Source organism: Stenotrophomonas sp. 3diitr2024 (assembly GCF_042136455.1).
Taxonomy (GTDB): domain Bacteria; phylum Pseudomonadota; class Gammaproteobacteria; order Xanthomonadales; family Xanthomonadaceae; genus Stenotrophomonas; species Stenotrophomonas sepilia.
On sequence record NZ_JBHHMJ010000240.1, the window covers coordinates 1 to 11221 of the forward strand.

Sequence of the window (11221 nt, forward strand, 5' to 3'; positions counted from 1 at the left end):
GTGCCGGCCGCTGGCCGGCAATCACAGGATGCTCCGGGCGCTGCGTGGCAGCCGGCCAGCGGCCGGCTCTACCGGGGCCTGGAAATCCGATCAGGGTGGCCAGGGAAGGGCCAGGCAACGCCGGCCGGTCGGGGGACCTGCCGGCGTTGTTGTATCGATGCAAGGGGGGCAGCCAGCGGGCAGCGTCAATCAGGCGCACCCCGGGTTCCGGCAACTTGGCCGAAACCCTGTGAAACCCGGCATCGAATTGATCCAGCAGGGGTTTTGCCCGGGCACCCGTGACCAGAACGGGCCACCATCGATCTTCACATCAATCAAGATCGGCAGAACGGTCAAAATGAGATAGGGCGCACACTTTAAAGCGGTGCTATGCTCCGCGGCTCACCAGGGGACGCTGGCGGCGGGTGCAGGGAATGACCGGCAGGGGTGCGGCCGAGAACAGTGATGTGACGACAGGTATCGCCCGGGTGGCGATGGCCGAGATCGTGCACGCGCTGTTGTCAGATGCCGAGGTGGCATTGTTTGCCAGATTCGCCCGCGCATGCAAGCTCCGTGCCGGACAGTGGCTGTTCCAGCGTGGCCACCGCGGCGAGCGCATGTATGTGATCCTCGAAGGCCAGATCGAACTGGACTTCGGCGAGGACCTGGTGATCAAGACACTCGGGCAGCATGAGTTCTTCGGAGAACTGGGCCTGCTGGTCGGCGACCACCTGCGCAGCGCCAGCGCGCGCGCGCTGGTCGACTGCGATGTGCTGGAACTGGGGCCGGCTGATTTCCACCGGCTGGTCGAATCCGATCCGGGCCTGGTGGCCTACTTCCTGCGCCGCACGATCATGCGCGTGCTGGCCAACGAACAGGCCCTGATCAGCCAGTTGCGCCGGCGCAACCACGATCTGGAAACCGCGCTGGACAACCTCTACATCACCACCCACCAGCTGACCCACACCCGCGAGCTGGTGCGTACCGATGAACTGACCGGTCTGCACAACCGCCGTGGCCTCACCCTGTACCTGCAGGAGTGCCGCGAGCGTGCCGAGGGGCCGCCGCAGGCGCTGCTGCTGATCGATTGCGACCGTTTCAAGCAGATCAACGACCGCCACGGCCACCAGGCCGGCGACCGCGTGCTGCAGAGCATGGGCAACATCCTGCGCTCGATGGCTGGCGAACAGGACCTGGCCTGCCGGCTTGGCGGTGATGAGTTCTGCCTGATGCTGCGCCGTGGCAACCGCGAGATCGTGCAGCACGCTGCCGAGTTCATCCTCAGCGCGGTGCACGGCCTGCTCGAGCGCAGCCATGGCACGCCGCATGTAAGCCTGGTCAGCATCGGAGCCAGCCTGCTGGATGCCGACGCGGACTGGAGCGAGTGGTATGCCAGCGCCGATCGGGCGCTGTACCGGGCCAAGCGTGATGGCGGCAACTGCCTGCGCTGGGTGGATGATCCGGACGGCCAATAGGGAGATGCAGGCGATGAATGGCGACAACGGAACGTCAGCCCCGCATAGCCCACAGCTACGCGCCCTGCTGTTCACTGATCTGTGTGATTCGCTGCAGCTGGTCGAGCGGATCGGCGACGTGGCGGCGGCGAGCCTGTTCCAGGAACACGACCGCCTGGTGCTGGTGCTGCAGCACCGCTGGAATGGCCAGCTGATCGATCGTTCGGACGGCCTGTTCATGCTGTTTGAGCGCGCCATCGATGCCCTGGGCTTCGCCCTGGACTACCAGCGCGAACTGCATGCGCTGGGCCAGCAGCGTGCGATTGAACTGCGCGCGCGTGCCGGCCTGCATGTGGGTGACGTGCTGACCTGGGAAAACAGTGCAGAGGCGGTCCGCGCCGGCGCCAAGTCGATGGAAGTGGAAGGCTTGGCCAAGCCGATGGCGGCGCGCCTGATGATGCTGGCGCGGCCCGGCCAGATCCTGTTGTCGGCGGTAGCCGAATCGCTGACCCGCCGTGCCACCGATGCGTTGGGCGAGCGCGGCACGCGCCTGTTGTGGAAGTCGCACGGGCGCTGGCGCTTCAAGGGCGTGCCGGTGGTACAGGAAGTGATCGAAGTGGGCGAGATCGGCTCCGCACCGCTGCGCATGCCGCGTGCCAATGCCAAGGCCCGCCGCGACCTGCCGTTGTGGCGGCAGCCGCTGGTGCTGGCCGCCGAAGGCCTGGTGCTGGCGGTGGCGGTGCTGGGCGGCTGGCTGCTGCTGCGGCCGGAACCGGCGATCGCGTTCGCCGAGCGCGACTGGGTGGTGCTCGGTGATGTCGACAATCTCACCGGCGACCCGATCTTCGACGACTCGATGCGGCACGCGATCCGGATCGCGCTGGAGCAGTCGCGCTACGTGAACGTGCTGTCGGAGGGCAAGATCCGCGAAAGCCTGGAAATGGCGCGGCTCTCGGGCGATACCCGGCTCAGCCGCGATACCGCGGCCAACGTGGCGGTGCGGGAAGGCGCGCGCGCCGTGCTGCTGCCGACGGTGCGGCAGAAGATCGGTGGCTACGAGCTGGCCATCGATGTCGCCGCACCCGGCAGCGGGCAGGTGATCCAGACGTTCACCGCCACCGTGGATCGATCCGACCAGATGGTGTTCGCGGTGGACGACGTGGTCGGGCGCCTGCGTCGCGGACTGGGCGAATCGGTGGCGAGCCTGGAACAGTCGTTGCCGCTGCCGCGGGCATCGACCCAGGACCTTCGCGCACTGCGTGCGTTCGCGCTGGCGGAAAGTGCACTGGGCCAGCGTCGCTTCGAGGAGGCGCGCAACCTGTACCAGGCGGCGATCGATATCGATCCTGGTTTCGCCCTGGCCTACATGGGCGTGGCCAAACTGCATGCGCGCGTCGAGGAAGGGCGGCGTGCACGCGAAGCCATGCAGCATGCGCTGGACCTGCAGGATCGGCTGCCGCCACGCGAGCGGCTGTACCTGAAGGCCTGGACGGCCGAGCTGGAGCCGGGTGGCTGGGCGCTGGAGCAATGGCGCACGCTGGCCAAGGTCTATCCGGATTCGTTCGCGGGGCTGTCCAACACGTCCTGGTACCTGCTGCAGGCCAACCAGTTCAGCGAGGCCGAACCCTATGCGCGTGCCGCCGCAGTACCGCAGGATCCGCTGCGGCTGTATCCGCTGGTCCACCTGGTGCGGATACAGATCGCTGCCAACCAACCGCAGCTCGCTGCCGAAACGCTGGCCCAGGCGCAGGTCCTGCGCGGCCGTGATGACGCCGATGAGACCGGTGTGGATGTGCTGGTGGCCCAGGGGCAGTACGCCAAGGCAGCGAAGCTGTTACCGCAGATCCATGCCAGCGATGCCCTGCAGCAGCGGATGAAGCTGCGTGCGCAGTTGTTGCTGGCGGCCGCGCAGCGCGATTGCGCGGCCATGCAGCAGGCGATACGCGAAGATGCAGCGGCGCCGACGCTGATCGACCTGCAGGTGCAGCAGCGCCTGCAGCACGCCAGCGTGGCGGCGCTGTGCCCGAGCGCTGACCGTGCCGCGCTGCAGGCCATTGCGGCGCTGCTGCAGCCGATGCTGCAGGAGCGTGATGATCCCATGCTGCATGCCCGTGGCCTGCAATGGCTGGCACTGGTCCACCTGGCGCAGCGGCAGGGCCAGTTCGAACTGGCCAGGCGTTGGCTGGACGAGCAGCGGCCCCTGCTGCGCAGCCTGCGCAGTCCGGTCGCGGACCGCTGGCTGCGCATCGTCAGCGCCATGGATGAGCTGCAGATGCAGCGCCCCGAGGCTGCCCGCGCCCTGATCGAGCCGATGCTGGATGGCAGCGAGCCGGTGCAGGCGCGCGTCGTGCTGCTGCTCGCGCTGCGTGCGCAGGGCGATGAAGCCGCCGTGCGCCGCCAGCAGGCCTGGCTGGCCCAGCATCGCGGCCAGGCCATTGCCGAGGTCACCGCCATGCAGGTCTGGCAACCACTGAACGTGCATGACGTGTCCACGTGGGCATCGCCGGCCACGGCCGGCGCACCCTGATGGCGGGTCAACCGTCGATGCGCTCGCCGACCTTGCCCGCTTCGAAGCAGAACACCACGGTCATGGCCGCCACCGACCCGGACAGGTGGGCCTGCAGCCCGTCACGCACTTGGCTCAGCTCCTCGACCGAGGCCAGGGTGCCGATCTTCATGCAGTCGTTCTCGCCAACGGCACCGTCCAGGCCGATCGAGGCCAGCGCCTTGGCCGGCGACGCGGTGAAGTGGCGGCGGAAGTCGTCGCTGCCGATCAGGTGGTCCAGCAGGGTGCTGGCGTCTGCGGCGGAAAGGCGGGGATGGGTGCTCATGGGGATCGTCCGTAGTTGGAGTTTCTCGTATCGGCCGCGACAGCCTGCCATTGAGGGCCGCGCTGCGCACATCGCTAAAGTTGGCCGCGCCGCGGTCGTTGCTGCTATGCCGGTTGTGCGGCAGAAGGAAGGAAACTTATGCGCCTGCGCCGCTGCGCCAGCCTGATGTTCGAGCCCCGCGAGGCGGTCACCCTGGACCTGCGCGCGATGCTGGCCGGCCACGCCGAGATGGACAGCCAGATCAGCTGGGTGGCGCTGGCCGCACATCTGGACCAGCCACTGCCGGTGGACGCCGAGGAGCGCCAGCTGCTGGGCGAGCTCAGCGCGCACCGCTGGAGCGAACCGCCCGCCGATGCCTCCCCGGCGATGCTGGCCCGCCTGGTCGAGCAGGGCCTGCTGCTGACCGACCCGCCGAGCGAGGTGGGGCACCAGTTGCGCGACGAGGCACTGCGGCGCAGCCAGTGGTGGCCGCTGGCCGCGCTGGCCCATCGCCATGCGCGCTGGCAGGCCGTGGACAGCGTGGAGGACATGCGTCGGCAGGGGTTGGACACCGCTGCCGGCCTGCGCCAGCGCCTCGGGCCGCCACCGCCGGTGGTGCAGCCCATGCAGGGCGACTACCAGCCGCTGCCGCGCAGCGAAGAGGCCGCGTTCGACGCACTGCTGGCGCGCCGCACCACCTGCCGCAATTTCGACCCGCAGCGCGCGCTGCCGCTGCCATTGCTGGCCCAGGTGCTGCAGCGCACGCTGATGGCGCACGCGGTGCAGAAGGTCGAGCGCGATACCGAGTTCCTGAAGAAGAACGTGCCTTCCGGTGGCGGCCTGCATCCTACCGAAGGCTTCCTGCTGGTGCAGAACGTGGAAGGACTGGCACCGGGCCTGTACCACTACCACCCGGTGCAGCACGCCGTGCTGCCGCTGCCCTCGCCACCGCCGCAGGCACTGCCGGCGCTGGCGCGGCGGATGCTGTCCGGGCAGGCGTGGTTCGCCGATGCGCCGGCGCTGCTGGTGCTGGCGCCGCGCTATGACCGCTGCTTCTGGAAGTACCGCAACCACGCCAAGGCGCATCGTGCGGTGACGCTGGATGTCGGCCACATCTCGCAGCTGCTGTACCTGTGCGCGACCGAGCGCGGGCTGGCGGCGTTCGTGACAGCGGCCATCAACGATGCCGATGTCGATCGTGCCTTCGGCTTCGATGGCATCGGTCAGAGCGCGATGGCCATCTGCGGCCTGGGCTGGCGCAGTGCCACGCTGGACACGGCCGAATTCGATCCCGCAGGTCGGGTGACGGCGGGCGACGACCGCTGAGCGACCGTCGCCCCGGCGTTCACGCCGCTTCGAAGTCCACCAGCACCGCGCCGTCGCTGACCTGGTCACCGGCCTTGGCGCGGTAGCCCTTCACCGTGCCGTCGGCCGGCGCCTGCAGGGTGTGCTCCATCTTCATCGCTTCCAGCACCACCAGCGGCGTGCCGCGCTTGACCTCGGTACCGGCGGCGACCAGCGTGGCCACGATCTTCCCGGGCATCGGTGCCAGCAGGCTGCCGGCATCGGCCACGGCGTGGTCCGATTCGCTCACCGGATCATGCAGGGTGAAACGGTGCTGGCCGTCGGTGCCGAACAGGTACAGCTGGTCACCGTCGCGCAGCAGCTGCAGCGACCCGCGGCGGTCGCCCAGCTGCACCGCCAGCCCCCGTACATCGGCTGTGCCGATCACCTGCACGGGTGCCGCGTCATCGCACTGCACGCGCCAGCCATCGGTCTGCGCCCACACCTTCAGCGTGTGCCGGCGTTCACCCTGCTGCAGCGGAAGCACGCGCGGCGCGGGCGCGCCAAGGCGCCAGCCATCCTGCACCTGCCACGGCGAATGCGGGTCGCGCGCGTCGCTGGCTGCACCTGCAGTAGTGGCCACGGCGGCCACCGCCGCCAGCAGCCACAGCGCATCATCGCTGTCACCCACCCGGCCCAATGCGGCCTGCTCGCGCTCGATCAGCGCGGTATCCAGCTTGGCGTGGGTAAACGAATCGGTGTTCACCAGGCGGCGCAGGAAACCGGCATTGGTGGTCACGCCCACCACCTGGCAGTCGGCCAGGGCCTGGCTCATGCGGCGCAGCGCGGCGTCGCGGTCCACGTCCCAGACGATCAGCTTGGCGATCATCGGATCGTAGTACGGGGTGATGCTATCGCCTTCCTCGACACCGGTATCCACGCGCACATGAGTCGACGGCGACGGCAGGCGCAGGCGGCGCAGGAGGCCGGTGGACGGCAGGAAACCACGGTCGGCGTCTTCGGCATACAGCCGCGCCTCGATGGCATGACCATGAATCGCCAGCTGCTCCTGGCGCAGCGGCAGCGGCTGGCCCGAGGCCACGCGCAGCTGCCACTCCACCAGGTCGGTGCCGGTGATGTACTCGGTGACCGGATGCTCGACCTGCAGGCGGGTGTTCATTTCCATGAAGTAGAAATCGCCGTCCGGGCCGGCGATGAATTCCACCGTGCCGGCACCGACGTAGCCCACCGCGCGCGCGGCATCGACCGCGGCCTTGCCCATCGCAGCACGACGTTCGGGGCTCATGCCCGGGGCGGGCGCCTCTTCCAGCACCTTCTGGTGGCGGCGCTGCACCGAGCAGTCGCGCTCGAACAGGTAGACCGCCTCACCGTAGCTGTCGCCGAACACCTGGATCTCGATATGGCGCGGGCGCTCGACGTACTTCTCGACCAGCACATGGTCGTTGCCAAAGGCCGAGGCGGCCTCGCGCTGGCAGCTGGCCAGTGCATCGACGAAGTCCTCGCTGCGTTCGACCTTGCGCATGCCCTTGCCACCGCCACCGGCGCTGGCCTTGATCAGCACCGGGTAGCCGATGGCATCGGCCTGCGCGCGCAGGAAGTCCGGCGCCTGCTGGTCGCCGTGGTAGCCCGGGGTCAGCGGCACACCGGCCTTGGCCATCAATGCCTTGGCGGCGCTCTTGTCACCCATCGCGCGGATCGCGCTGGCCGGCGGCCCGATGAAGGTGATGCCGGCGGCAGCGCAGGCATCGGCGAAGTCGGCATTCTCGGACAGGAAGCCGTAGCCGGGGTGGATCGCCTGCGCGCCGGTCAGGCGTGCGGCCTCGAGCAGGGCATCGCCGCGCAGGTAGCTCTCACGCGCGGCGGCCGGGCCGATGTGGATGGCCTCGTCGGCCAGGCGTACGTGGCGTGCGTTGCGGTCGGCATCGGAATACACCGCCACGGTGGCGATGCCGAGGCGGTGGCAGGTGGCGATGACGCGGCAGGCGATTTCGCCGCGGTTGGCGATCAGGACTTTGGTGAACATGGCAACAGGCTCGGTCATGGCACGGGTTACATGCGGAACACGCCGAAGCGCGTCTGCTGCGGGGCGGCGTTGAGGCTGGCCGACAGCGCCAGCGCCAGCACCCGGCGGGTGTCGGCCGGATCGATCACGCCGTCGTCCCACAGGCGCGCGCTGGCGTAGTACGGGTGGCCCTGCTGCTCGAACTGGTCCCGGATCGGTGCCTTGAACGCGTCTTCCTCCGCTGCCGGCCACTGGCCACCCTTGGCCTCGATGCCATCGCGCTTGACCGTGGCCAGCACGCTGGCGGCCTGTTCGCCACCCATCACGCCGATGCGCGCGTTTGGCCACATCCACAGGAAGTTCGGCGAGTACGCGCGGCCGCACATGCCGTAGTTGCCGGCACCGAACGAGCCACCGATCACCACGGTGAACTTGGGTACCCTGGCGCAGGCCACCGCCATCACCAGCTTGGCCCCGTCCTTGGCGATACCACCCTGTTCGTACTTGCGACCCACCATGAAGCCGGTGATGTTCTGCAGGAACACCAGCGGGATATTGCGCTGGGTGCATAGCTCGATGAAGTGCGCGCCCTTCAGTGCCGACTCGGAGAACAGGATGCCGTTGTTGGCGATGATGCCGATCGGGTAGCCGTTCAGATGGGCGAAGCCGGTGACCAGCGTTGCGCCGTAGCGCGGCTTGAATTCGTCGAAGCGTGAGCCATCGACCAGCCGCGCGATCACTTCGCGTACGTCGTAGGGCTTGCGCGTATCGGCCGGGATCACCCCGTACAGTTCGTGTGCCGGCAGCAGCGGTTCCTCGGGCGCCTGCACCGCCATGGCCGGTTCCGGCTTGCGCCAGTTGAGCTGGGCGATGATCGCGCGCACCCGTGCCAGTGCCTGCAGGTCGTTGTCGGCCATGTGGTCAGCCACGCCGGAGATGCGCGTGTGCACATCGGCACCACCCAGTTCCTCGGCCGTCACCACTTCGCCGGTGGCCGCCTTCACCAGCGGCGGGCCGCCGAGGAAGATCGTGCCCTGCTCGCGCACGATCACAGTCTCGTCGCTCATCGCTGGCACATAGGCACCACCAGCGGTGCAGCTGCCCATCACGCAGGCGATCTGCGGAATGCCCTGTGCCGACAGGTTGGCCTGGTTGTAGAAGATGCGGCCGAAATGGTCGCGGTCGGGAAAGACTTCGTCCTGCAGCGGCAGGAACGCGCCACCGGAATCGACCAGGTAGATGCAGGGCAGGTGGTTCTGCTCGGCGATCTCCTGCGCGCGCAGGTGCTTCTTCACCGTCATCGGGTAATAGGTGCCGCCCTTGACCGTGGCGTCGTTGGCCACGATCACGCATTCCACGCCGCTCACCCGGCCGATTCCGGCCACTACGCCAGCGGCCGGCACGGCGTCTTCGTACATGCCGTGCGCGGCCAGCGGCGCGATTTCCAGGAACGCGCTGCCCGGGTCGAGCAGGGCGTCGATGCGGTCGCGCACCAGCAGCTTGCCGCGCGCGGTGTGCTTGGCGCGTGCGGCTTCGCTGCCACCCAGCGCGGTGCGGGCGAGGGTGGCATGCAGGTCGTCGACCACGGCCTGCATGGCCGCGCGGTTGCTTTCAAACGTTTCGCTGCCCGGTTGCAGCTGGGTGCTCAATACGGTCATCGCAGTGGCCTTACAGGGTGCGCTGGAACAGTTCGCGGCCGATCAGCATGCGGCGGATCTCGGACGTGCCGGCGCCGATCTCATACAGCTTGGCATCGCGCCACAAGCGGCCGGTCGGGTATTCGTTGATGTAGCCGTTGCCGCCCAGGATCTGGATCGCCTGGCCGGTCAGCCAGGTGGCCTTCTCGGCGGCGTACAGGATGGCACCGGCGGCGTCCTGGCGGGTGGTGCGGCCCTGGTCGCAGGCACGTGCCACGGCATAGACATACGCGCGGCAGGCACCCAGGCCCACGTACATGTCGGCGATCTTGGCCTGGATCAGCTGGAAGCTGCCGATCGGCTCGCCGAACTGGTGGCGCTCGTGCACGTACGGCATCACCACGTCCATCGCCGCAGCCATTAGGCCCAGCGGGCCACCGGACAGCACCACGCGCTCGTAGTCCAGGCCGGACATCAGCACGCGCACGCCACCGCCAACCTGGCCCAGCACGTTCTCTTCAGGAATCTCGCAATCCTGGAACACCAGCTCGCAGGTGGGCGAAGAACGCATGCCCAGCTTGTCCAGCTTCTGCGCGGTGGAGAAGCCCTTCATGCCCTTCTCGACCAGGAACGCGGTGATGCCCTTGGCACCGGCGTCCATGTCGGTCTTGGCGTAGACCACCAGCACGTCGGCGTCCGGGCCGTTGGTGATCCACATCTTGTTGCCGTTGAGCACGTAGCGGTCGCCGCGCTTGTCCGCACGCAGCTTCATCGACACCACGTCCGAACCCGCGCCCGGTTCGCTCATCGCCAGCGCGCCCACCTTGGCGCCGCTGCACAGGTCGGGCAGGAAGCGCTGCTTCTGTTCCTCGTTGCCGTTCTTGCGCAGCTGGTTCACGCACAGGTTGGAGTGCGCGCCATAGGACAGGCCGATGCCGCCGGACGCGCGCGAGATCTCTTCCATCGCCACCACGTGGGCCAGGTAACCCATGCCGGTGCCGCCGTATGCTTCTTCCACGGTGAGGCCCAGCAGCCCCTGTTCGCCCAGCTTCGGCCACAGCGCCAGCGGGAACTGGTTGCTGGCATCGGCCTCGGCGGCCAGCGGAGCGACCTCGGCGGCGGCAAAATGGGCCACGCTCTGGCGCAGCAGGTCGATGTCTTCGCCAAGATCGAAGTTCAGGGATGGCACGTGCATTGTGGTGGCTCCACGGCGGGATGGCAGGAATGGACGCACCCGGCAGGGGAGTGGGGGGCGGTCTGCAGGACCGCCACCCACACGGGCGATGGCCCCAGCGTAGCGGGGTTCGGGTAAGAAGTGAATACGAATTCAAAAATTGAAACTAGAATCAGAACATGGCTTATAAACGCTCTGCATTGATGGAAGAACGCCTGGCGGGCGCCCGTGAACGGATCCTGCTGGCCACCCGCGAGCTGGTCGCCACGGGCGGCTGGCGCAATGCCCCGGTGACGGCCGTGGCGACCCAGGCCGGGGTGTCCACCGGCCTGATCTATCGCCACTTCCCGTCCAAGGCAGAGCTGTTCGTGGAAGTCCTCAATGCCGCCGTCGCCCACGAGGTCGCGATCATGGAGCGCATCGCCAGTGGCCCGGAGGCGGCCAGCGAGCGGCTGCGGCTGGCGATCACCGCCTTCGTCCGCCGTGCCCTGGCCGGGCCGGGGCTGGCGCACGCCTTCATCGTTGAACCGGTCGACCCGGACGTGGAAGCCGAGCGCATGCGCGGCCGTCGCGCCTTCGGCGACGTGTTCCTGCGGCTGGTGGAGGAGGGCGTAGCGGCCGGCGAGCTGCCGGTGCAGGACGCGCATGTGGCCGCCGCCTGCCTGGTCGGTGCCTTCACCGAAGCGATGGTCGGCCCGACCGCGCCCAGCCGCGAAGCGCACCGCGACGAAGACGCGCTGGTGGATGCGATCTGCAGCTTCTGCCTGCGCGCGATCGGCGCCCCGGCAATCCGGTAGCGCCGGCCGCTGGCCGGCTTCTGTTGCTGGGGTCAGATCCCTTTTGCGGCGCAAAAGGGATCT

General features: G+C 68.4%; 8 protein-coding genes. 4 read left to right on the forward strand and 4 right to left on the reverse strand.

From position 1 onward, the window contains the following. Positions 1-413 precede the first annotated feature (413 nt). Positions 414-1454 carry a diguanylate cyclase gene (locus tag ABGA94_RS05500; RefSeq protein WP_032954692.1) on the forward strand — a complete coding sequence of 347 codons (1041 nt, stop codon included), beginning with the start codon at positions 414-416 and terminating at the stop codon, positions 1452-1454. 13 nt (positions 1455-1467) lie between these two features. Then, a complete protein-coding gene (locus tag ABGA94_RS05505; protein ID WP_375366610.1) occupies positions 1468-3960 on the forward strand; it encodes a putative peptide modification system cyclase in 2493 nt (830 codons plus the stop codon). Positions 3961-3967: 7 nt separating this feature from the next. Here ABGA94_RS05505 and ABGA94_RS05510 read toward each other — a convergent pair whose 3' ends face one another. Further along, complete coding sequence (locus tag ABGA94_RS05510; protein ID WP_065178400.1) at positions 3968-4264, reverse strand: NHLP-related RiPP peptide; 297 nt, start codon at positions 4262-4264, stop codon at positions 3968-3970. Between the two features lie 138 nt (positions 4265-4402). On the opposite strand from ABGA94_RS05510, the gene ABGA94_RS05515 reads away from it, so the two are divergent. After that, a complete protein-coding gene (locus tag ABGA94_RS05515) occupies positions 4403-5569 on the forward strand; it encodes a putative peptide maturation dehydrogenase (RefSeq protein WP_005420721.1) in 1167 nt (388 codons plus the stop codon). 19 nt (positions 5570-5588) lie between these two features. Here the strand turns inward: ABGA94_RS05515 and ABGA94_RS05520 are convergent, their stop codons facing one another. Genes ABGA94_RS05520 through ABGA94_RS05530 form a run of 3 tightly spaced genes read right to left on the reverse strand, consistent with a single transcriptional unit; the run spans position 5589 to position 10382 of the window. Then, positions 5589-7571, reverse strand: a complete 1983-nt coding sequence (locus ABGA94_RS05520; protein ID WP_375366612.1) for an acetyl/propionyl/methylcrotonyl-CoA carboxylase subunit alpha — start codon at positions 7569-7571, stop codon at positions 5589-5591. A 26-nt stretch (positions 7572-7597) separates the two neighbouring features. Further along, positions 7598-9208 (reverse strand): carboxyl transferase domain-containing protein, encoded by a 1611-nt coding sequence (locus tag ABGA94_RS05525; protein ID WP_111174940.1) that lies wholly within the window; start codon positions 9206-9208, stop codon positions 7598-7600. A gap of 10 nt (positions 9209-9218) precedes the next feature. Continuing rightward, positions 9219-10382 (reverse strand): isovaleryl-CoA dehydrogenase, encoded by a 1164-nt coding sequence (locus ABGA94_RS05530; protein WP_005420715.1) that lies wholly within the window; start codon positions 10380-10382, stop codon positions 9219-9221. Between the two features lie 158 nt (positions 10383-10540). On the opposite strand from ABGA94_RS05530, the gene ABGA94_RS05535 reads away from it, so the two are divergent. Continuing rightward, positions 10541-11158: a TetR/AcrR family transcriptional regulator gene (locus ABGA94_RS05535; protein ID WP_005420712.1), complete on the forward strand. Its 618-nt coding sequence runs from the start codon at positions 10541-10543 to the stop codon at positions 11156-11158. The last annotated feature ends 63 nt before the right edge of the window (positions 11159-11221 follow it).